This window comes from uncultured Mobiluncus sp., from assembly GCF_947087965.1.
Lineage (GTDB): Bacteria > Actinomycetota > Actinomycetes > Actinomycetales > Actinomycetaceae > Mobiluncus.
The window spans coordinates 56,650-78,169 of record NZ_CAMUES010000001.1; the positions used below are offsets into that span (position 1 = coordinate 56,650).

18 protein-coding genes and 1 pseudogene are annotated in these 21,520 nt (G+C 56.8%); 7 read left to right on the forward strand and 12 right to left on the reverse strand.

Going from position 1 to position 21,520, the window contains the following annotated elements:
• Positions 1-200 precede the first annotated feature (200 nt).
• The 5 genes and pseudogenes from ppdK to Q0V70_RS00290 all read left to right on the forward strand — a co-directional run bounded on the left by ppdK (position 201) and on the right by Q0V70_RS00290 (position 4,544).
• The gene (ppdK, locus tag Q0V70_RS00270; RefSeq protein WP_297587097.1) at positions 201-2,933 is read left to right on the forward strand and encodes a pyruvate, phosphate dikinase; all 2,733 of its coding nucleotides are present in this window, start codon (positions 201-203) and stop codon (positions 2,931-2,933) included.
• Positions 2,934-2,967: 34 nt separating this feature from the next.
• Positions 2,968-3,465, forward strand: coding sequence for a FeoA family protein (locus tag Q0V70_RS00275; protein ID WP_297587100.1), 498 nt, complete (start codon positions 2,968-2,970; stop codon positions 3,463-3,465).
• A gap of 64 nt (positions 3,466-3,529) precedes the next feature.
• Positions 3,530-3,697: pseudogene (locus tag Q0V70_RS00280) on the forward strand (FeoB small GTPase domain-containing protein); the annotation flags it as partial.
• Between the two features lie 85 nt (positions 3,698-3,782).
• A complete protein-coding gene (locus Q0V70_RS00285) occupies positions 3,783-4,211 on the forward strand; it encodes a nucleoside recognition domain-containing protein (RefSeq protein ID WP_297587103.1) in 429 nt (142 codons plus the stop codon).
• A 9-nt stretch (positions 4,212-4,220) separates the two neighbouring features.
• Complete coding sequence (locus Q0V70_RS00290) at positions 4,221-4,544, forward strand: hypothetical protein (protein ID WP_297587106.1); 324 nt, start codon at positions 4,221-4,223, stop codon at positions 4,542-4,544.
• A gap of 45 nt (positions 4,545-4,589) precedes the next feature.
• On the opposite strand, the gene Q0V70_RS00295 is transcribed toward Q0V70_RS00290, so the two are convergent.
• The 6 genes from Q0V70_RS00295 to Q0V70_RS00320 form a co-directional block, all read right to left on the reverse strand.
• Positions 4,590-6,056 carry an alpha/beta hydrolase gene (locus Q0V70_RS00295; RefSeq protein ID WP_297587108.1) on the reverse strand — a complete coding sequence of 489 codons (1,467 nt, stop codon included), beginning with the start codon at positions 6,054-6,056 and terminating at the stop codon, positions 4,590-4,592.
• A gap of 136 nt (positions 6,057-6,192) precedes the next feature.
• On the reverse strand, positions 6,193-7,326 hold the full coding sequence (locus Q0V70_RS00300) for a homoserine O-acetyltransferase (RefSeq protein ID WP_297587111.1): 1,134 nt from the start codon (positions 7,324-7,326) through the stop codon (positions 6,193-6,195).
• A gap of 30 nt (positions 7,327-7,356) precedes the next feature.
• Entirely contained in the window at positions 7,357-9,672 is a 2,316-nt protein-coding gene (gene metE / locus Q0V70_RS00305) for a 5-methyltetrahydropteroyltriglutamate--homocysteine S-methyltransferase (RefSeq protein ID WP_297587113.1), read from the reverse strand.
• 92 nt (positions 9,673-9,764) lie between these two features.
• Positions 9,765-10,784, reverse strand: coding sequence for a methylenetetrahydrofolate reductase (locus Q0V70_RS00310; RefSeq protein WP_297587115.1), 1,020 nt, complete (start codon positions 10,782-10,784; stop codon positions 9,765-9,767).
• Between the two features lie 33 nt (positions 10,785-10,817).
• On the reverse strand, positions 10,818-12,191 hold the full coding sequence (locus Q0V70_RS00315; protein ID WP_297587117.1) for an O-acetylhomoserine aminocarboxypropyltransferase/cysteine synthase family protein: 1,374 nt from the start codon (positions 12,189-12,191) through the stop codon (positions 10,818-10,820).
• 229 nt (positions 12,192-12,420) lie between these two features.
• Entirely contained in the window at positions 12,421-14,076 is a 1,656-nt protein-coding gene (locus Q0V70_RS00320) for a D-alanyl-D-alanine carboxypeptidase (RefSeq protein ID WP_297587120.1), read from the reverse strand.
• Positions 14,077-14,277: 201 nt separating this feature from the next.
• Between Q0V70_RS00320 and Q0V70_RS00325 the strand changes: the two genes are divergently transcribed.
• Positions 14,278-14,793 (forward strand): inorganic diphosphatase, encoded by a 516-nt coding sequence (locus Q0V70_RS00325; RefSeq protein ID WP_297587772.1) that lies wholly within the window; start codon positions 14,278-14,280, stop codon positions 14,791-14,793.
• A 49-nt stretch (positions 14,794-14,842) separates the two neighbouring features.
• Here the strand turns inward: Q0V70_RS00325 and Q0V70_RS00330 are convergent, their stop codons facing one another.
• Positions 14,843-15,280, reverse strand: coding sequence for a DUF3499 family protein (locus Q0V70_RS00330; protein WP_297587121.1), 438 nt, complete (start codon positions 15,278-15,280; stop codon positions 14,843-14,845).
• A 162-nt stretch (positions 15,281-15,442) separates the two neighbouring features.
• On the opposite strand from Q0V70_RS00330, the gene Q0V70_RS00335 reads away from it, so the two are divergent.
• Entirely contained in the window at positions 15,443-15,943 is a 501-nt protein-coding gene (locus tag Q0V70_RS00335) for a metallopeptidase family protein (protein ID WP_282922171.1), read from the forward strand.
• 8 nt (positions 15,944-15,951) lie between these two features.
• Here the strand turns inward: Q0V70_RS00335 and Q0V70_RS00340 are convergent, their stop codons facing one another.
• The 5 genes from Q0V70_RS00340 to Q0V70_RS00360 are packed head-to-tail and all read right to left on the reverse strand — an operon-like array spanning position 15,952 to position 21,518.
• Entirely contained in the window at positions 15,952-17,286 is a 1,335-nt protein-coding gene (locus tag Q0V70_RS00340) for a DUF58 domain-containing protein (RefSeq protein ID WP_297587123.1), read from the reverse strand.
• A gap of 53 nt (positions 17,287-17,339) precedes the next feature.
• On the reverse strand, positions 17,340-18,299 hold the full coding sequence (locus tag Q0V70_RS00345; protein ID WP_297587125.1) for a MoxR family ATPase: 960 nt from the start codon (positions 18,297-18,299) through the stop codon (positions 17,340-17,342).
• Positions 18,300-19,457, reverse strand: a complete 1,158-nt coding sequence (locus tag Q0V70_RS00350) for a DUF4350 domain-containing protein (protein WP_297587128.1) — start codon at positions 19,455-19,457, stop codon at positions 18,300-18,302.
• On the reverse strand, positions 19,454-20,191 hold the full coding sequence (locus Q0V70_RS00355; protein WP_297587131.1) for a DUF4129 domain-containing protein: 738 nt from the start codon (positions 20,189-20,191) through the stop codon (positions 19,454-19,456). The genes Q0V70_RS00350 and Q0V70_RS00355 overlap by 4 nt, the downstream gene beginning before the upstream one ends.
• Before the next feature lie 34 nt (positions 20,192-20,225).
• Complete coding sequence (locus Q0V70_RS00360) at positions 20,226-21,518, reverse strand: hypothetical protein (RefSeq protein ID WP_297587134.1); 1,293 nt, start codon at positions 21,516-21,518, stop codon at positions 20,226-20,228.
• Between the last annotated feature and the right edge of the window lie 2 nt (positions 21,519-21,520).

A 21,520-nucleotide genomic window follows, 5' to 3' on the forward strand; every position in this document is an offset into this window, starting at 1 on the left:
CGTATTTTCCAGTGTTCCCGTTTTGCAGCGCGACCAAGGGGCGATTAAACCGGTCAGGAAGTTGGGCCGTACCGGGCTTGAGACGTGGCGAAACCCGTGAGGGGGCGCAAATAGGGCGGTGTGAGTGAGGAGGGAAAAATTGCTAGGATGGTTGTGGCGCGTGGTGCGCAGATAGTTCGAAAAAGTTGGAGGCTTAACACATGCCCAAATTCGTTTACCGTTTTGCAGAAGGCAATAAGGATCAGAAGGACCTGTTGGGTGGCAAAGGTGCAAACCTGGCGGAGATGAGCAACCTCGGGTTGCCGGTCCCCCCGGGATTTACGATTACTACCGATGCCTGCCGGGCTTACCTGAAGGAAGGTAAAGTTCCGGAGGAAACTACCGTGCAGGTCACCAAGGCTTTGCGTGAAGTAGAAGAAACCGTTGGCCGCGAGTTGGGTGCGGCTGATGACCCGCTGTTGGTGTCGGTGCGTTCTGGCGCAAAGTTTTCCATGCCCGGCATGATGGAAACCGTTTTGAACGTCGGTCTGAACGACAAATCCGTGGAAGGCTTGGCCAAGATTGCCGGCAGTGACCGCTTCGCTTGGGATTCGTACCGCCGCTTGATTCAAATGTTCGGCAAGACCGTGCAGGATATTGATGGCGATCTGTTCTCCGATGCGTTGGATAACATGAAAAAGAACCGCGGAGCTAAGGCAGACACCGATTTGAATGCCAGCGACCTGAAAGAACTCACCGCGCAGTTCAAAGAAATCGTTAAGGAGCAGACCGGCAAGCCGTTCCCGCAAGATCCGCGCACCCAGATGGACATGGCTATTGAAGCCGTGTTCCGTTCCTGGAACTCTGAACGCGCCCGTATCTACCGTCGCCGTGAGCGGATTCCCCACGACTTGGGCACCGCCGTAAACATTGTGACCATGGTGTTCGGCAATATGGGCGAGGACTCCGGCACCGGAGTGTGCTTCACTCGTGACCCTTCTTCGGGTCGTCCCGGGGTGTACGGTGACATCCTCATGAATGCTCAGGGCGAAGACGTGGTGGCCGGTATCCGCAACACCGAAACCCTGAAAGACCTGGAGGGACACGACAAAAAGTCCTATGACGAACTGTTGGGTATCATGCGGAAGCTCGAAACCCACTACGAGGATATGTGCGATATCGAGTTCACCATCGAACGTGGCAAGCTGTGGATGCTACAGGTGCGTGTGGGCAAACGCACCCCGGCCGCGGCTTTCCGAATCGCCACCCAGCTTGTTGATGAAGGTTTGATTACCACCGATGAAGCTCTGCTGCGAGTCACTGGCGAACAGCTGCAAAACTTGATGTTCCCGATGTTTGACATGTCCGGTAAGCCGGAGGTGTTCACCAAGGGTATGGCTGCGTCTCCCGGGGCTGCGGTGGGCAAGATTGTGTTCGATAACGACGCTGCCGAGGCTTCCGCTAACGCGGGAGTGCCGTGCATCCTGGTACGTCGCGAGACCAACCCTGACGACCTGCGAGGTATGGTTGCCGCCGCGGGCGTGTTGACCAGTCGCGGCGGCAAGACTTCCCACGCCGCGGTAGTGGCTCGTGGCATGGGCAAGACCTGTGTGGTCGGGGCGGAAACCATCGTGGTTGACCAAGCCGCTAAGACCGCCACCGTGGGAGACACCGTTCTGCACGAGGGAGAAGAGATTTCCATTGACGGCGGTACCGGCGAGGTGTTCCTCGGTGCGGTTCCGGTCCAGGATTCCCCGGTGACCACTTACCTTTCTCACGGTTTGCAGGCCGGTTTGGATGCTTCGACCACTGAAGATGAAAAAGACTTGATTAAGGCGGTCGATCGGTTGATGACCCACGCCGATGAGGTTCGTCGCCTGGTGGTGCGCACCAATGCCGACACTCCCGCTGATACGCAGCGGGCTTTGGACTTCGGTGCGGAGGGTATCGGCTTGTGCCGTACCGAGCACATGTTCCTCGGCGATCGTCGACCTCTGGTAGAGAAACTGATTCTCTCCCCAGAGGGATCCGATGAACGTCAGCATGCTCTGGATGCCTTGGAGCCGCTGCAAAAGGGCGACTTTAAGGAAATGCTTAAGATTATGGACGGCAAGCATATGACTGTTCGTCTCATTGACCCGCCGTTGCACGAGTTCCTGCCGGACTTGACTACTCTGGAAATTAAGAACGCGGTGGCAAAAGCACAGGGTGAAAAGCTCTCGGAGGAGGACCAGCACATGCTGGCTGCCGTGCGCCGGATGCATGAAGAAAACCCGATGCTGGGTCTGCGCGGTGTTCGCTTGGGTATCTACCTGCCGGGCTTGTTTAAGATGCAGATGAAGGCGCTGGTTTCAGCGGCTTGCGAATTGAAGAAAGACGGATTGGATCCACATCCTGAGATTATGGTTCCGCTAATCGGTTCCATTCGTGAGCTCCAGCTGGTGCGTGATGAAGCCGAGGAAATCATTGCTCAGGTTCAGGGTGAATACGGCGTTACCTTTGACATTCCGGTGGGCTGCATGATTGAGCTGCCGCGTGCTGCCATGACCGCTGAAACCATCGCCAAGGAAGCCGAATTCTTTAGTTTCGGCACTAACGACCTGACCCAAACTACTTGGGGATTTAGCCGTGACGATGTGGAAGGTGTGTTCTTCCCGCAGTACGTGGAAGCCGGCATCTTTGGGGTTTCTCCGTTCGAATCCATCGACACCCACGGGGTGGGCCGCGTAGTCGCCGAAGGCGTGAAGCGCGGACGGTCCACCAAACCTAATCTGCCGATGGGTATCTGTGGTGAGCACGGTGGCGATCCGATTTCGATTCACTTCTTCCACCAGGTCGGTCTGGATTACGTGTCCTGTTCGCCGTTCCGGGTGCCGGTGGCGCGTCTCGAGGCGGGTCGCGCGGCTGCGGAACATCTGAAGTGGGACGAGTCCGCCACGCAAGGTGTGGAGTAGTCCGCAGCCTCCAATTAAATAAAACGCATTTTTGGTGCCGGGTTCCGTCAAGGGCTCGGCACCAGCGGTTTTAGGGAAGACGGTTTTTAATAACGAAAGACAATTGTTGAAAAAAGATTTTAGCCAGGTTAGGCTTAATTTTGAGAAATTGTGTGAATGCCCCGTTGGAATCCCTATGATTATGGTGGATTTAGGGTGTGACAACAGAATCTGTGGGCGGATTCACGAGCTGGGTCTGCGTCCAGGCACGCGTTTCACAGTCACGCAAAAGGGTGCTTTTGGGGGTCGCGTCCTCTTCGTGCGCGGGACTCGTTTGGCGGTCGACCGCGGTTTTGCCAAGACCGCCTTGGCGCGGCCCTACATCCAGTTTGCGCAAAAGCTCGGTTTGGACCAGGAAAAGGCCGCCCTCGAGGCCGCGTTAGCTCTCCACGACCTTTCGCCGCAATTCGCGCCCCGTTTGGCGGCCTGTGGCATCGCGGCGCACCTCGAGGACTCCCCGGAAGATACCCTCGCGGCAGAAAACGGAGAGTAAACATCAGATGAGTTGCCCCAAATGCAATCCGCTACCACCCGAATCTGCCAATCTCTCAACCACGATGGCTGCCGCGCAAACACATCGCGTTTACCTGCCCAAGCGCGACACCACCAACGTGGTCTTGGTAGGAAACCCCAATGTGGGGAAATCTTCACTGTTTAACACCCTGACCGGAATGCATCAAATGGTCGTGAATGCACCCGGAACCACGGTAGAAGTCTTTACCGGTTTTAATAAGTCGCTGGGGGTGCACAGAGCGATGAGGCTATTGACGCGGATAATCTGTCCTGCCTGCCGATGAATCTGCTTACGGGGTGGCGGCTTCGGCAATAGCTCCGGTGTTTGCGCCCGCCGGTTTCGGCGACTGGCACCTCACGGGATTGCTAATAACTGGCTTTGTCGCGAAAGAAACCATGCTGGGCGCGCTGGCGGCAACCTACACCGATGCCGATATTCCCGAACAAGACGTAGCTGCTGCCCAAGACGCCGGAAGCCCCACCCCGACTATGCGCGAACTGACCAGCGAAACATTCACCGATTCCGCAGGCTCCGCAGTGGCGGCCCCCGTGGCTGCCCTAGCGTTCCTGATTTTTGTTTTGACCTACACCCCGTGTCTGGCTACCGTCGCCGAACAGTGGCGTCAGCTGGGGGCGAAGCGTGTCCTCGCGGCGGTAAGTGGACAGCTGATTATCGCCTGGCTTCTCGCGGTAGCAGTGTTCCAAGTGGGCCGCCTCTTCGTTTGAGATAACCTTATGAGCAGCGCTGATGAACCTAAATACGCAATGCAGGCCGCGGGCAAAACATTACGGAGCGCGCCTGGTGACTCTCGTGCCGCGGTCTTTATCGACTCTCTGAGCCAAGGTTCTACTTTCTTAGCGGCGGTGGGACGCAGCGGGTTGAGCGTGGAACACAGGCAGCTGCTTTTAGAGCACCTGCATCGCGCGGGAATGTTGGCGAACCGAAACAACTCCGTAAACACGTCTTGTGCTCACGGGGCTTGCGTGCCGGGAGAAGTAACCGCCATGAGTGACCAACAGCGTCTTCACTGTGTTGGCTGTCCTCTAAGTCAGCTTTAAATAAGGATATAAATCCAGGTAATAAGCGTTTGGGAACAGATTTGCTTATTTATTTAGGATGCCGGAGTGAGAAATCCAAGCCGCCACTTCCGCGAAAAACTCAGCACGTTCTAGAGGTTGAGACAGTGTTAAATCATGCAAACCGGACATCTGTTGCAGCGTTAATCCGCCGCCCACCCGACCGTAAAGGGTATTAATCCGATCTTCGATGAGATTTCCATTCAATACCGTGTCAGTATGGCGCGCCGCCTCGCTCCAGTCTACTAAGGCGGTTTTATAAGGATATTCTCGCTCAGAACTGTTGTCATGCCCAAAAATATGCCTTGACATGGTTGACAGATAAAGACGACGCTTTTCCAAGTTACGGTATAGCGACGTCTTCCCGGCAGACTTCCATTTTTTAGCCATCAGAGAGTCAATTCGGGCAATCTCGGGATGATAAAAATCATCCGGGTCATGTGCTGCGGTCAGGCAGAGGACCGGCTGGTTGGAAAAACGAGCATGATCCACCAACCATTGCTGGGTGCTGAGGATGGCTGAGAGCCATCCAAATAGAATGGGTGCTCCTTCCGTAATGCGCCATTGCGGGTTTGTGATCCAGCCGCACACGGCTGGATCATTACCAAAGGGAACCAAGCGGCGGGGCAGGGGAGAACCAATCGTGGCATATCCCGCCAAAGAATCCTGGTAAACCGTAGAACCTGGGCCAAGCATCGGTAAGTGCAGCCCCTTCAAATATTTGGAAATGATGGTTCTTACAGTATTTCCGGCGGGGATTCCGGATACGTCTTGCACCACCCAGGGAGAAATAAAGATGAGACCGTCATAGGCATCGTGGTGGCGTGACGCCCACCCGGAAACTACGGAACCACCGTTGGAATGTGCCATCACGACTACGGGCAAATCAGGGTGTTCCTGGCGAGCCGTGGCGATGGCCCAATCTAGCTCCCGGTCATAGGTTGTGTAATCGTCCTCGTAGCAGTTGAAAGGAATTAAGCCGGAGCGTCGCGGCATATTTCGACCATAACGGTGCAGGTCAATCCCGTAAAAAGCGGCGCCCAAATGGGTCATCATCCGGGCTAGATGAGCTTGATAAAAATAGTCATTCCATCCGTGGACATAGACGGCGATAAACTGCGGAGCTGAGGGTGCATCAAGCTCGTCAAGAACTTCAATTTCGCGACCCCGCAGCTCGGGAGTTAAGTAATCCTGCAGGTAATCCAGGTTTCGGACGAGTGAATCTTCCCACTGCGCTGACGCGTTAGGCTGAGAGTTGCTGCCTGCACGCTGCTGCGGGCTAGCTGAGGGCGGAAGAATCCGGAAACTGCCCTGGTTGGAGCCTCCGCCCGGTTTCACATTGACCGGGACTATGCGGTCGGGTAGCTGTGATTTTGGATCCTCGGCGGGAGTGTAGCGCACTAGGGTAGCGGAACGCGGGGAAATCTGATCAGGTTCCAACTGGAGTTTAGCGGCGCCGAATCCGGGACCCAGTACATCAGGAAGGTATCGCATGCTCGAATTCTAACGTGCCTCGTGTGCTGCGGCGGGAGAATGGCTGATTGCTCAAGGTATGCGCGGTGCAAGCGGCACAGTTGAAACGCAATCTCGCAAGGTCTCCGCTGAGACCATCAAGATTCAGTGCGCCGTACTATGTGGCGAGGAACTCACCGATGGCCTGACCGACAGGTTCATTTTCAATTAAGAAGCCATCGTGACCGGAATCGGAATGAATTATGACCGCCTCGCTGTGGCGGGTTAATCTAGCCAGCTGCTGCGTTTGAGAAGGGTAAAATAGCCGGTCAGAGTCCACTCCCAGGGCCAGGACGCGAGCCTGTACCCGAGAGAGCGCAACTTCTAATCCGCCCCGGCCTCGCCCCACGTCGTGAGTCAGCATCGAGCGAGTCAGCACCCGGTAGGACCCGGCGTCAAAGCGTTTCGCCAGCTTCACCCCGTGATAGTCCAGGTAAGACTGCACCGCTAAACGGCCTCCTGAAAGTGGATCTTCACGATAACCCGGATCGCGCCCGAACCGCTCTTGCAGTTCCTTGGGGCTGCGATAGGTAGTGTGCGCGACCTCCCGCGCCAAAGCCAACCCCCGGAACGGCCCCTGACCAGGGGGATTATCGTAGTAGTCGCCGTTGCGAAAATTCGTGTCCAGCTCCAGCACATGCATCTGTACGTGGCACCAAGCGGCCTGTTCAGCGGTGGTGGCGCAGCCGGTAGCCACCGCCACCAGCCGCTCCACCTGCTCGGGATAAGTCACCGCCCACTCCAGTGCCCGGTGTCCCCCGTGCGAGCAGCCGATGACTGCAAACCAGCGGGGAATACCGAGCTGATCCATGAGGATTTTTTCCGCCGCTACCTGATCGCGGGTCGTCAGCAGGGGAAAACGCGACCCCCAAGCGCGCCCGTTCGGAGCCAAAGTAGCGGGGCCGGTAGAACCTTGACAACCGCCTAACACGTTGGGGCAAACCACAAACCACCGATTCGTATCCACCGCGGCACAGGGCCCGACGACCTCGTTCCACCATCCTGGTGTAACGTGGCCCGGCCCGGCTTCACCGTACACATGAGAATCTCCGGTGAGGGCGTGATTTATGAGGATAGCGTTGGACTTGTCCGCATTCAAAGTGCCGAAAGTCTCAAAGGCGAGCCGGGCGCCCGGAAGGGTAGACCCGCCCTCGAGTTTCAGCATCCCCAGAGCGGCGAACTGGCGGTTTCCTTTGGGGTCTGTGGGTTTCCAAGCTCCACTGACCGGTATCAACTCACTGGTTTGCGGCATCGCTATCCTTATGATCTACGGTTTTCAGGTTTAGGCTTCGAGCTTCGCGCGCACCGCCTTCGCGGCTCCGACCAGGTTCTCCAAGGTGGCCACCGTTTCGGGATAGGCGCGGGTTTTCAACCCGCAGTCCGGGTTGACCCAAACTTGGTGGGGGTCCAAAGCGGCGACAGCCTTTTCCAGCAGCCCTACTTCCTCATCGAGTTTAGGCACTCGGGGAGAGTGAATATCCCAAATCCCCGGTCCCAGCCCGCGCTCGAAACCGTGCTCATGCACAGCCGGCAAAATATCCATCTTGGAGCGGCTAGCTTCAATCGAAGTGACGTCCGCATCCAGGTGATCAATCGCGTCCACCACCACGTTGAACTCGGAGTAGCACAGGTGAGTATGGATTTGTAGCTCTTTAGGAGCCCCGCCGGTGGCTAAACGGAAAGCTCCTACGGACCACTGCAAATATTTCTCCCGTCCCGCTGCGCGCAGCGGCAACAGTTCGCGGATTGCCGGTTCATCCACCTGCACGATCTTAATGCCAGCCGCATTGAGGTCAGCGATTTCGGCCCGCAGCGCCAATCCCAGTTGATCCGCGACCTCCGCACGAGCCTCATCATCGCGGACAAAAGACCACGCCATAATCGTGACAGGGCCCGTCAGCATCCCTTTCATCGGCTTTGTGGTGAGGGATTGGGCATAAGTCGACCACTCGACCGTTATCGGGTGGGAACGCGTGATGTCCCCCCACAAGATTGAGGGTCGAGTACAGCGCGAACCATAGGATTGCACCCAGCCGTGTTCCGTGGTAGCGAAACCTTCCAGGTTTTCGGCGAAGAACTGCACCATGTCATTGCGCTCAGCTTCCCCGTGCACCAGCACGTCCAAACCGAGATCTTCCTGCAGCTTCACCACCCGAGCAATCTCGTTGCGGATTTCCTCATCATATTGAGCTTCGTTGATTTCGTGGCGGCGGAAAGCGGCTCGCGCCTGGCGAATCTCGGTGGTTTGCGGGAAAGAACCAATCGTGGTGGTGGGCAGCAGGGGCAACCGCAAAATTTCTGCTTGTGCCGCCAAACGCTGCGGATAGGGGGCTCGAGTCCGGTCTGCAGCCGTCACGGCCGCGGTAGCCTGACGCACCTCGGCTCGTTTCACTCCCGGATGGTTGGCGCGGGAAGCCAAGATTTCGGCGTTTTCCGCCAGCTCAGTGGCGATGGAATCGGGATCCGCCAAGCCGCGCGCCAAAGTCTGTACCTCGGCAATCTTTTGGTCCGCAAAAGCCAACCAGGAACGCACCTGCGGGTCCAGGGATGTTTCTTTGGTTGCATCGTGAGGGACATGTTGTAGCGAAGTCGAGGTCGACACACTGAGGTTCGGGACGACCTGGTGAATTGCTTGCAAAGTCTCGAGGGCCTGTCGCAAGTCGGTACGCCACACGTTGCGGCCGGAAACGATGCCTGCCACCAGGGTTTTCTCCCCGAGGGCCTGTAGGTCCTCGCGGCTGGGTACCGGGCCGGCGACCAGGTCCAGGCCGATAGCTTCCACATCGGTGGCGCTCAGTACGTTTAGCCCATCGAGGCCCAAAGGTCCGTACGGGGCGTTGACAAAAATTTGGGGACGATTGGTCAATTTGCTCAGGAATTCATAGGTTTTACGAGCTGCCGCCAGCACTTCCTCGCGGGAAGTCGACCAGGTGTCACACACCAAAGCCGGCTCGTCAAACTGAACCCAAGTTACGCCTGCCGCCGCGAACTGGCTCAGGAAAACCTCGAATCCAGCCAATACCGCGTCCAGTCGTTTTAGGGGATGGAAATGAGCGGGGGCGTCCGCGCTGGCTTTCGCACCCAACAGATAGGTAACCGGACCGGTGAGGACCGGACGCACCGCGCTGCCCCCGGCCTTCACCTGTTCCAGCCACGGATTGGCTACGGCAGAAATCTGAGTGTACGGGCCGATTTCGGGGACCAGGTAGTGATAATTCGTGTCGAACCACTTGGTCATTTCCAAAGCGGGTTTATCGTCAATGCCCCGGGCCAAGGTGAACTCTCCGTCCACATCTAGGGAACCGTCGGGGCGCACCAGGTTACCAAAACGTTGGGGTACCGCACCTAGGGCGCAGGTCAGCGTCAAGACCTGGTCGTAGAGGACAAAGTCTGCAGGATTGGCTCCCAGTTTGTTCAATCCCAAGTCTTTCAGGTGGCTGATACGGGTCGCCAACTGTTGTTTTATCTGGGTGTCGAAAGTGTCGCGGTCGATTTTTTGAGCCCAGTAGTGCTCCAGGCTTCGCTTCAGTTCGCGGTTTGCGCCAATCCGGGGGTAACCGGCTACGGTCGCGGCGGGAAAAGCTTGCTTTTCAGTCATTTTCTATAATTCCCTTCAATAGGTTCGAATGTGTGTTTTTATCTGTTAAGTTCGGTTTGGTTCGGTCTGCCGAGTTTATCGAGCAACGGAACTCAGGGAGAGAGGCGGTGCATGGCGGCATTCATCAGGCCGAGCAGGTTGTGCGAATCTTCCCGGTCCACGTGGGCAAATCCGCGAGAACGCAGGTGCTCCACCAAATCCAAGACCGGCCGGGGTCGGTTGAACGTGTAAAAGTGAATACCGGGCGCGTTGGCTTCGATGAGGTCATTGACGAAATCCAGGGTGGCACCCAGGCTCTCCAAGATTCTCTCGGCGGGATCGGCGATATTGGCTAAGGTCATAATCCTTTCCGGCACCGGGACTCCGGTGAGGCCCTCGAGACGCTGGAGACGGCGCACATCTGTGAACGGAATGATTCCCGGAACAATGGGTATCGTCACACCTTGGTACGTTGCTGACTGAACCAACTCGGCATAGTCCTTGGCTTGGTAAAACACTTGAGTGATAGCAAAATTAGCGCCGGCCGCCTGCTTTTGTACCAGAGCTTGAACCGCATCCGTACGGGTCTGAATGCTACCCGCCGGATAGGCGGCCACCGCGATACTCACTGCGTGTTCGTCCCCAAGGTAATCAGCGGAAACTTCTCGAATCAGCTGCACGAGTTGGAACGCTCGGTCAAATTCACCCGACTCCGTTTCTCCTGGCGCATCCTCCGGTACCTCATCTCCGCGCAGTGCGAGGAAATCGCGCACTCCCAAGTCCATCATGTCTTGAATGATTCCCACCAGCTTGGCGCGAGTTTTCCCCACGCAGGTCAGATGAGCCAGGACAGGCCGTCCCGAACGTTTCAAAGCGTGCCAGAGAACGGATTGTGAAGCATCCGGTGTTGTACCACTCGTTCCAAAAGTTACGGAGATGTAATCGGGACGAGAATCTAAAAGCCGGTCTATGCCTGCCCAGGCCTGGGAAGTCGGGCGGGCATTGCGCGGCGGATACAGCTCGTACGATACCCGCAAGTCTCGCCCTGACCCGTCCCCGTGAGGGGCGGAGCCAGCTTCACCGGGAGGCGATAGCGCGGGGCGATGAGCCGCGTAGAGGTCTTTGATAGTCATCGTTTTTCCTAAGCGAGAGATAGTTTCATCCAGTTACGCGGCATTCGCCTGCCGCGCCGCGGCCAGACCGCGCTCAATATCAGCCAAAATATCCTTGGGATCCTCGGTGCCAATCGACAGCCTGACGGTACCGGGCGTGATGCCCTGCGCCAACAGTTCGGCTGTAGTTAGCTGAGCATGAGTGGTGGAAGCCGGGTGAATAGCCAGGGAACGCACATCTCCGATATTAGCGACATTTGCCAGTAATTCCAGGGAATTGATAAATGCTTTACCGGCCTGTAGACCTCCGGCCAAATCAAAGTTCAGCAGGGAACCGCACCCCTTCGGGGTATATTTTTGGGCCAGGGCATAGAACGGGGAGGAAGGTAGTGAGGACCACCGCACCGTCTCCACTAAGCCCGCTCCCACCTGAGACTCCAGGAATTCAGCGACCAGACGAGTGTTGGCAATGTGGCGTTCCATCCGCAGGCTCAACGTATCTACTCCCAGCCCGACTGTCCACACCGCGAAAGGTGAAGCCACGAAACCCAAGTCCCGCTGGCCTTCTACCCGCGCTTTCAAGATAAACGCCAAGTTCGCCCCCAATGCGCCCTGAACACCGAAATCGCGGGCATAGACGACCCCGTGATAGGAAGGGTCGGGAGTGTTGAAACCGGGGAAACGTGTGGCTGCTTTCGCCGCAGCGTAATCAAAACGGCCGGAATCAACCACGATACCGAGCATGGCTGACCCGTGTCCGCCCAGGTACTTGGTGGCGGAATGCACTACGATATCCGCCCCGAACTCGATGGGACGGCACAAGTAAGGGGTAGGCACCGTATTGTCGACAATGAGTGGAACCCCGGCTTGGTGTGCGGTTTGGGCTAACGGTTCGAGATCCAGTACGTCGCCTTGCGGATTGGGTACCAGCTCTCCGTAGTAAGCGGCCGTGTTCGCATCCGTGCGGTCCGCCCACTGGCTAATGTCACGAGGATTGTCAACAAAACGTACCTCGATGCCGAGGCGTTCCAAAGTATGGCCCAAGAGGTTGAAAGTGCCCCCGTAAATCGAGTTTGAGGCCACCACATTTTGACCTTTCGATGCCAAAGTCAAAATAGTTAGCGTGATGGCAGCTTGACCCGACCCGGTGGCAATCGCCCCGACCCCGCCTTCCAGCGCAGCAATCCGAGCTTCCAAAGCATCGTTGGTGGGATTACCTAAGCGGGAATAAATCGGTCCCAGCTCCTGCAGGGCAAAACGGGCAGCCGCAGATTCCACACTTGGGAAGTGAAACGCGTTCGTGGCATAGATTGGCACCGTTTGCGTGCCCGTGGTCGAATCACCGGTGTAGCCGGCATGAATTTGCAGAGTATCGAAACCCCATTCGGGGTGGTCGACCCAGTTGGGTCCAATAGTGGTTTTAGACATCGTAGTTTCCTTTGCGTGAGTTATGGCTGTACAAACTTGTCCCAAAGATTTTGACTCTGACGGGCACGCAGGAACATGAAGATACGAATGCTCAGCACCGGACGTGGTGCTGGACGTTTAGAGGCTGACGTGCACGTCAGCGAGGCATTCGTTTAGTCATGTTGCGATTGTAGCAATCTCGCAGCAAAAAAGCGAAACCGGCATTTCAGAATGCGGAATGCGGCTGTTTTTAGTCGACGGGAGCAGCCGGATTCGCCGGCGCGGGGGCATCTGTACCAGGGGCGGACGGCTGGCTCTTCGGGTCGACGTTAGAGAAAGATGTTGTCGCGCCGAGTAAACCGTTGATGAACATCTGTTTAGCTTGAATGCTGGGTCCGCCCTGAGACTCCGGGTAACCGGAGATGACCAGGGCATAGACGAACTCCTGGTTATTGCGCACGAATGTCCCTGCCAGAGAATTCGTAATCCCTAACGTGCCGGTTTTGCCGCGAACCACACCCGCGGCAAGAGTTCCCTGGTAAACGTGTTCCAGAGTACCGTCCGCCCCGGCCACCGGGACATTGGCAGTAACGGAGTGCAGTTCAGGATGGTCATTGCTCATTGATAACCGCACCGCATCCGCTAAAACTCGGGCAGGTATCCGGGTGTCATAAGCCAGCCCCGAGCAGCCTTTCAACTCAGTTTCACCCAAGTCCAAGCCCAATTCCCGCAGTGAATCCATGACCGCCGCCCCGGAGGCGGCGAAGGTCGGTTTTGCCTTACGGTGCAGCGCTACCAGCCGACCCAGACTTTCAGCCAAAGTATTATCAGAGACTTTTAACATTTGCCGTTCCACCTGAGCGAGCGGGGCCCCTTGTGCGTAGGCAATCGGGATTGGACCGTGACTGGTGGAAACCTCAGCAGAGATTTGCGGCAGCTCGGAAAGCGGATCCAGGAGTTTATTCGAGGCCAAGCCAGATTTTCCTACCTCGATTTTGGCCGGTCCCGCCCCGCCTAGCCGATTTAAAGCCTCGGCAAACGCCTGACCTACAACCAGTGCGGCATCCGGGTGATATCCATTGTCAGATTTTGGATCGATTAGACCGGTATTGATGGCCATGCCTTGAATAGGACCGACCCAGCGGTCGTCTCCCTCACGCCAAAATGGAGAGGCTTTTTCAGAGCCAAACCAGGAGGTGTCCAACACTAACGTGTAGGGCTTTCCATTCAACAGGCTGCCCGTGGGGGCATTGTTTCCCGAGGTCGGTGTGTTCGTGCCCGAGACCACCGATTTACTGGTGGGGGAGGCCTCATGATGTTCAGCTTTCCCTGGAGTTTGGGAGGAAAGTGCCACTATCGTGTCAGTCGCGAGAGTGTCTAGGCCGGCGTAGCCTTTTATGGAACGTGGTGCGTCCGCCCCCAACCCCAGCAGCGCATCGCCGCCGCCGATTAAAAACAGCTTGCGCTTATCGTTATCCCAGGCCACCACCGTGCGAGCTCGCGCCTCCGAGCCGAATTCGTGCAGCGCCGCCATCGCGGTGAGTAGTTTTGTCGTAGAAGCAGCAGTCAGTGCGCTCTGGGGCTCATGAGAGGCCAATTCCACGCCATCCCGGTCGCCTACCCAGAAGGAGAGTTTCGCGTTGGCGAGGCGGTAATCCGTGGCGAATTGGCGCACTAGGGTTTTATAAGTATTGGCATCAAAATCGGTGGATTTGGCAAAGAGAGGAATCTCGGTAGGTTCGGGATTGACTTCAGGGGAGTCAGGGAATGGAACCACTCGGGGTAGAGGTGGTTTGGAGGTCAAAAAACCCGGCACTAAATCCGCTCCGTCAGCACCGACGTAAGCACCCCCGAGAATCAGGGCGCCTGCGATTATCGTTGCGTTTAGTCGTCCTTTGGCACGCACCGACCCCCCCTGTCAAACGGTTTTTTGTTCGGAAACAACCCCATCTAGTATAGAAGATGTCGCTCTGGGGTGCGGGTGTGGCACAATGGTTTTACAGAGATGCTCGCCAAAGCAGGTGACATCGATGCAAAGCAATGCCAATCCGGAGACACCGGTGGCACAAAAGTAAGGATGCCGAAGAAAATAATGGCTGAAGATTTTTTGACGTTCAATGTGACCATTGAGATCCCAAAGGGGAATCGCAATAAGTACGAAGTCGATCACGAGACAGGTCGGATTGTTTTGGATCGAATGCTGTTCACCTCTACACGCTACCCTGATGACTACGGTTTCATTGATGACTCTTTAGGGATGGATGGAGACCCGCTCGATGCCTTGGTCCTTTTGGAAGAGCCAACATTCCCTGGCTGTGTCATCAAGTGTCGGGCATTGGGGATGTTCCGCATGACTGACGAACACGGTGGCGACGATAAAGTCCTGTGTGTTCCCGCTACCGACCAGCGCGCTGCGTGGCGCACCGAGCTCGAGGATGTTTCGGAGTTCCATCGCCTGGAAGTCCAGCACTTCTTTGAGGTTTATAAAGACCTGGAACCTGGCAAGTCGGTGGAAGGAGCCAGCTGGGTCGGCCGGGAAGAAGCGGAGAAAGAAATTCACGCCTCGTGGAAGCGTTTCCGTGACAAGGAAGGCCCGAACGCGCACACCTACATTCACTTGTGAACGAATCACATTTAGACCGGTCAACAGCTAAGTTGGCCGGTCTAATGTTTTAGCTGACTTGTTTCGGGGGCGGCACTAAAGTCAGGTGACCGTGGCGTTTCCCCGCGGTGTCGGGCGTTCCGGACGCGGTATTACCCAATCCGACTGACGGCAGGGTTTCCCGCCCCAGGGGACCACGATAGCCTTCAGGATGCACTGTTTGGCGGGGGGTGGGATTTTGTGCTGCTGCTTTCACCGCGTTGGCCAAAGCCATCAGTTCCTCATCGTTGGGCGGTGGGGGTGTAAAGGAATTCGTCAAATGGATGATTTCCCAGCCCCGTGGCGCTGTCAGTTTTTCGGCGTGTTCACGGCAAAAATCGTATGCTCCAGGATTCCGATGGGCGGAGAGTGGACCAATGATTGCGCTGCGCTCCCGATAGTCAAAAGTCATCGTCGCTACCGCCGGATTAGGGCAGCTCGGTTTGGAACAACGGCGCGTATAAGTCACCATCTCAGCATACTGCCGACCAATGTCAGATGCGGTCAGGCTCGCTTGTTAACGCCGATTCCGGGCCGGGAGAGAGTGGGGATTGAGGGCTTGACGGGTGTTCGCGGCGATTTGTACGGGACATCCTCGACCCGAGTGCCACCGCGGGATAAGCTAGGAGCAATGAGTGAAAAAACTACTGGAACCAATCGGGTTCGTGTCTTGGATTTGGGCGGCGAGATTCGCTGGGATGTCAGCAGCGGGCCGCGGCTGCGGCGTGCCTATGTCTGCCGCGATCGCCATGGCCGGGGCAATCGCGGAGTCTTGGTTCCAGCGATGCTGCCGCGTTACCGAACCCGTCGAGAAACCTTTGATGAACTGGTCATTCAGGAAGTTCGCTCCCTGGTGGCGGCTTGCCCAGAACTTGCTGCTATCCAGTACGGGGTGGAGGACGTTCCGCCTTCGGACCCGGCACCTTGGGAGAGCGAGTCAGTGGTCTTGGGCAGAGGTTTCGGCTCTGACCCAGGCAAAAGTTTGCCCGCCCAGGTAGTGGTGTATCGCCGTCCCCTGGAGCAGCGTGCTCGCTCCACGGATGATCTGCGTTCCCTCATTCACGGAGTGGTGCTGGAGGAATCTTCCCAGCTCATCGGCAAACATCCGGAAGATATCGACCCTTACTGGTAAACCGTGTCTCAAATCTGCCCGCGGCGTTTTAACGAAATGTAGGCATCTGCCAAGTTGGGAGGCAGCTTTTCAGGGGTGGCGTTCAACAAATGTCCCCCCAGCAGAGGCAACAGATTCCCCGCTTCCTCGTGTTCGTTTAACTCCGCCATCGCCGCTGCCGCCAGGAAAGCATCCGCGGGATTGAACCGACCCAGCGACTGCTTGGCATCATTGAGATTCCATTGGCCAGGCAGTTCAGCCAAACGGGTCAACTCGGGATCCAAAGAGTTCGCCACCAGCACGTGATGTCGGGAGGACAGCGCCTCTACCATCGGCATTAAGCCGGACCGTTCCGCGCTGCCTTCCAAACCTGTCAAAATCACAACCAAAGAACGTTGCCGCAATCCGGAGAGCAAAGTGTGGCTCAGCCCTGACCAGTTCGCTTCGGTGAGTGAAACCTGCAAATCAGCCAAGGCCTGCGCCATCTCGGTGATGAGTCCGACACCTCGGTCGGGTTGAATATGGAAACGAATCTGATTGTCGAACGCGATGAGGTGTACCCGATCCCCGGCACTGCCAGCCAACGCCCCGAGCAACAGGGCCGCCTCCATAGAAGCATCAAACCGGGGGTATTTATCAAGTCGCACCGCGGCGCTGCGCGAGGAATCCAAGCAAATGATAACGTTGCGGTCGCGCTCGGGGCGCCAAGTCTTTACCACCGGGGTGCGCAGGCGTGCGGAAGAGTGCCACTCGATATCGCGCACATCATCTCCGGGGACATATTCCCGCAGGGAATCGAATTCCGAGCCCTGCCCGCGTTGCATGACCAGGGAGTTGCCCTCCAAACGGCGTAATGTTTTCAGGCGTGAGGGCAGGTACTTGGCGCTACGAAACTCCGGCAGCACTTTCACTTCCTGCACGATGGGGGCGGAGAATTGGCGGGCGCCCAGTCCCAGGGGTCCATAAGAGCGTACGGTAACGGCATCGCTACGCAGAGTACCTTTGCGTTGCGGGGTAAAACTGGCCTGCAAAGTGGTCGAGCTTTGTGCGTCCAGTGTCAGACGCTGCTGGCGTGGCAGGGCTTGGAGCGAAGGCGGCCACGCATCGCGTATGTGGGCGTGGAATTTACGCTTGGTGGGATTTTTCACGCTCACGGTGTAGGGCGTTTCAGTGCGTTGACGTAGTGTGTGGGGCAGGGAACGCGTTATTGTGAGGTGGCGGGGACTGGGTGCGGCGATGACGTCAAACAGCCATACCAGCAGGCACACCAGCAGCCAGAAAAAGGCGCCGGAGTTCCAGTGAGTCAGCAGCACCAGCGGAATACCCAGCGCGATTAAGAACGCCAGGCGTTTGGAAACCGCCATTTTTCGTCTCCCCTATATAACTCTTCGACTGTGGAAACCGGGTTACGCTGCGTTTAGCGCGGCACCGGAGTGGTAGCTAGGACGCTGTCCAGGACGGTCTTGGCGTTGACGCCTTCCATTTCGGCTTCGGGACGCAGCCGGAGACGGTGGCGGAATGTGGGCAGGACCAGGGACTTGACGTCGTCTGGAGTGACGTAGTCGCGTCCAGACAGCCATGCCCAAGCCCGGGAAGTCGACAGCAGGGCCGTCGCGCCACGGGGTGACACTCCCAACTCTACCTGCGGTAACGTGCGAGTGGCTCGCACGAGGTCGACGATGTAGCCCAACACCTCACTGTTGGCTTTGACTTCCTTGACGGCCTGGCGAGCCGTTGCGATGTCTGTCGCGTTGGCAGCCACGTTCACTCCCGCGGCATCGAGGTCGTGAGTGTTGAAGCCACTCAAATGCAGCTGCAAAACCTCCAACTCCGTTTCCCGTGTTGGGAGAGGCACGTCTAGTTTCAGCAAAAACCGGTCCAGCTGAGCTTCGGGGAGGGGATAAGTTCCTTCGTATTCCACCGGGTTCTGGGTCGCGATGACCGTAAACGGTTCCGGCAAAGCGCGGCTCACCCCATCGACGGTGACTTGGTGCTCCTCCATGGCTTCCAGCAAGGCAGCTTGAGTTTTCGGAGGGGTGCGGTTAATTTCATCCGCCAGCAGCAAGTTTGTGAAAACGGGACCTTCCCGGAAAGTAAACGAAGACTCTTGAGCATTAAAAATCAGCGAACCGGTCAAGTCGCCAGGCATCAAATCCGGGGTGAACTGCACCCGCTTGTGGCTCAGGTCTAGCGACTTTGCCAAAGTCCGCACCAGCAGGGTCTTGGCGACTCCGGGGACGCCTTCCAGGAGCACGTGCCCTTCCGCCAACAACGCGATTACCAGCCCGGTTACCACCGCATCTTGGCCTTTCACCACCTTGTTGATTTCGGTACGCAACGCGATGAGCTTGCGCAAAGTCGGATCTTGCATATCCATTTAGCTTTCCTTTCGCGGATTTGTTTTGGTCAGAAGGTATAAGTCGTGCAATAGGTTTCCCAACCCGCGAGCGGTGGCGGGCACCTCACCGTAGAGGAGGTCATAGACCTGAGATTCGCCAACCCCGGTGTATCGCGACACTTCTCGCACCATGACAGTTGGGGTCGTCGGGGTCGGAATATGCAAAGCGGCACCTAAACGTCGAGCCGTGTACTCCCGAGCCTTGTGGGCGGCTACCGAGACGGCCCCGGATTTTTCGTAGAGGCGCCCGCGACCGTAAACTGCCTCGGCGCCATGCACCACGACCGGTAACTCTTCGGGAACCACACGACCCAAGCGACGCCCTTGTGCCAACGTAAACACGAAAGCTGCCACGAATAAATACACTAGGGCAATGAGGAAGAAATCGGGTAACAGAGGCTGAGCCTCACCGTTTTCGTCAAAACCCTGCTGGAATGTGGTGCCGTTGACCCAACCGACCCGAGGGCTGGAACTCAACAGATTCAACAGCAAAGCGGCATTGCCGGCCTCGGTGATAGTGTCGTTGCGCGCCAGGCTGTCCTCGGAAAGCAAGGCTAGGCGGAAGCCTTCGGGACGTTTGAACGATACGTACGCGAAAGCGTTATCCTGAATCGGAAAACACGCGGCTTCGGGCTGCCGCAAAGGGCGGAGCGAACCACGAGTAGAAGAAATTGTTCGGGCTGCTTTCGCACCAGGAAAATCGCACTGAGCGCTGATTTCCTGGGGAGAACCCGTTGGTACAGATTCCACATAGGGGTCGAAACGTTTCCCTTGTGCCAAAGTCCCTATAACCAAAAGGTTTGTGGGGGTGTGCAGGATTTCTCGCAGGGTGGCATCGTCGATTTCATTGGTATTGGTGATGACAACAGTGTCCTTGGAACTATAGGACTCCAGGTCACGTACGGAATATGCCTCACCGACCAGCACGCCCTCGTGGCGAAGCACTTCGGCCAGAGCCATCGCCCCGCTGCTTTTTGGGTTGCGGATAGAAAGACTGATTTCGTCGGTGGGAGTACGCAGCACGGCGCTGAGGAAAGAAAAAACTGCCAGCAACACCAGACCGCCGATGACCCAGCGGCCCCGAAGAATTGCTTCCGAGATGCGCGGTGTGGCTGTAGGTGGAGTCGTACTGCTCACTGGAGCGCACCTCCCGCCTGCACCAGCGCGTCCCGTGGTGAATCTGTGGGGTTAACACGGGTGCGGGAGTGCGAAACGAAAGATTCTAGGCGGGAATCCAGGGCAATCAATCTTTGCACCTGGGTGTTGTCCGACTGCCGTCGCCCATACCGCAGTGCGTTAAACACGCCGGCCGCCCAAGCTAATTCCTCTGATTCTGAAGGAATCACGCGGCTCAAGGCAGCACTGCCTTCCCCGGCGGTGAGTCCGGGGGTGATTACCAACAGTTCGTTGGCTTCACAAAGACGCAGCAGATGGCGAAATTGTTCCAAGAAAGCCGTGGAGTAGTCCCCGCGGGAGAGGGCATTTTTGGCTGCTGCCAGATATTGCACCGCGCTGCGGTTATCCTCGAAAACCGCAGCATCATCAGTGAGAGTCGGCTTGACCTGTTCCCGGAACTTCCAGTTACCCGAAAACAAAATCATGATGATGATGACCAGCATAGCTACGACTAAGGCGGCGATGAGCCACAGCCAAGAAGGCAAGACGGGATTGACGTTTGCGGACGAAAAAATCTCGGCAAACCACTCCCAAATTTTTTTCAGTAGGGAGGGTCGTTCCTGGTAAATCGGTTTGGACAGTTCCTCTTCGAGTGTGTCGCGCCCCTCCCGGTCCGACACGTCAGAGAACACTAGGCAGCACAAATCAACGTGATGGAGCCGCAAGCCCTCCAATTGCGTCGAAATGTTCAGCATACCTACCCGAGAATCCCTTCTGTGGTACCGTTCGTCAGCCCTGCTGGACCGCCTGGAGCAGACTTACCGCCAGACCTTCACGGCGCATCCGCGTATCGATATAGAGCAGACCTAAAACTGCCCCGTAGAACGGCATGGTCAGTCCGGTAATGATGGTGCCCAAAAAGGCGGAGATAGTCATTACTATCGTTACATTCTGGTTTATCAGTAGCACTGCGGAGAGAATCAAGCCAATCACTGTGTTCAATCCGTTGGCTAGGAACGAAACTATGAGGGAAGTTAGTAAGACGACGCCAAAAATCTTCCAGAAGCTGCCTTTGGTCAGCGTCCAGGAGCGTTTCAAAGCGGGGACGATGCCGATATCTTCCATGATGGCCGTGGGGATGGCAAAAACAAGTTTTACGTAGATCCAGGTGGAAAACACGGCAACGGCAATGAGGGTGAGGAAAGTAAGACCCAACAAGCCCAGAGAGGCCCCGAAATCTTTGATGTTGATCAGGAAAAGCCCGCCCAGCGGAAGCAGGCCCAGCCCTAGCAACAGGGCTGATCCCAAGATGAGCAACAAAGAATAGCCGATGATGCCCCAGAGGTGGCTTTTCAAAGTCTGCCACGCATCGGCTACCGTGGGGCGGCGTCCCAGAATCAAGGGTCCCAATCCGGCCACACAAATTGCCAAAGTCAGAAAGACGATAAATAGTTGGAGCAGACCGGTGATGACACCAATGAGTATCGTTGATTCGGTAAATTCCAGAAAACTGTCCACCGTGGCTTCCGTGCCGTCAAAATCGAAGTCGTTAGCCAGGTAGGTATTGAGGTCAGGAGCGAGGAAATAAAGCAGCACTCCCATCAACCCGCCAAGTCCTGCCCAGAGAGCCAAAACCAGACCGAACATGACAGAAGGAGCCTGGCGAATCGCGGAGAATGCTCCGTTGTAAATATCCCCAAGTTTCAGCGGACGCAGCGGAATAATTCCGGGCTGGACCTGCTGATAGTTCAAACCATAAGGGTCGAATCCGGTACTGTTTGCCGTGCGTGTGCCGTTGAAACTGTTTGTACTGCTCGTTCCAAAGTTGGGGGCGGAGGCTTGCGGGGCGGCCGCGGCGGGGTATCCGGACGGAAGAGGATTCGGGAGGGACTCCGGCTTACCGGTGCTGTCCTCCGGGGTCAGTGTCCACGAGCCCGTGTTGAAACTGCCTGGGGCGGGCGTGGGGGGAGGCGTAAATGAAGGTTCCGGCGGCACCGGGCTGCTCTGACCCGGCGTCTGGGGAACATTACCACGGCTGTTCTCCGGGGGGGTACTCTGATTGAGGTAAGAGTTGTCGCTCATAA

Coding starts and splice junctions, on each gene's coding strand:
- ppdK (WP_297587097.1), top strand. CDS start 201: ATGCCCAAATTCGTTTACCGTTTTGCAGAAGGCAATAAGGATCAGAAG.
- Q0V70_RS00290 (WP_297587106.1), top strand. CDS start 4,221: ATGAGCAGCGCTGATGAACCTAAATACGCAATGCAGGCCGCGGGCAAA.
- Q0V70_RS00295 (WP_297587108.1), bottom strand. CDS start 6,056: ATGCGATACCTTCCTGATGTACTGGGTCCCGGATTCGGCGCCGCTAAA.
- Q0V70_RS00300 (WP_297587111.1), bottom strand. CDS start 7,326: ATGCCGCAAACCAGTGAGTTGATACCGGTCAGTGGAGCTTGGAAACCC.
- metE (WP_297587113.1), bottom strand. CDS start 9,672: ATGACTGAAAAGCAAGCTTTTCCCGCCGCGACCGTAGCCGGTTACCCC.
- Q0V70_RS00310 (WP_297587115.1), bottom strand. CDS start 10,784: ATGACTATCAAAGACCTCTACGCGGCTCATCGCCCCGCGCTATCGCCT.
- Q0V70_RS00315 (WP_297587117.1), bottom strand. CDS start 12,191: ATGTCTAAAACCACTATTGGACCCAACTGGGTCGACCACCCCGAATGG.
- Q0V70_RS00335 (WP_282922171.1), top strand. CDS start 15,443: ATGAGTGAAAAAACTACTGGAACCAATCGGGTTCGTGTCTTGGATTTG.
- Q0V70_RS00340 (WP_297587123.1), bottom strand. CDS start 17,286: ATGGCGGTTTCCAAACGCCTGGCGTTCTTAATCGCGCTGGGTATTCCG.
- Q0V70_RS00345 (WP_297587125.1), bottom strand. CDS start 18,299: ATGGATATGCAAGATCCGACTTTGCGCAAGCTCATCGCGTTGCGTACC.
- Q0V70_RS00355 (WP_297587131.1), bottom strand. CDS start 20,191: ATGCTGAACATTTCGACGCAATTGGAGGGCTTGCGGCTCCATCACGTT.
- Q0V70_RS00360 (WP_297587134.1), bottom strand. CDS start 21,518: ATGAGCGACAACTCTTACCTCAATCAGAGTACCCCCCCGGAGAACAGC.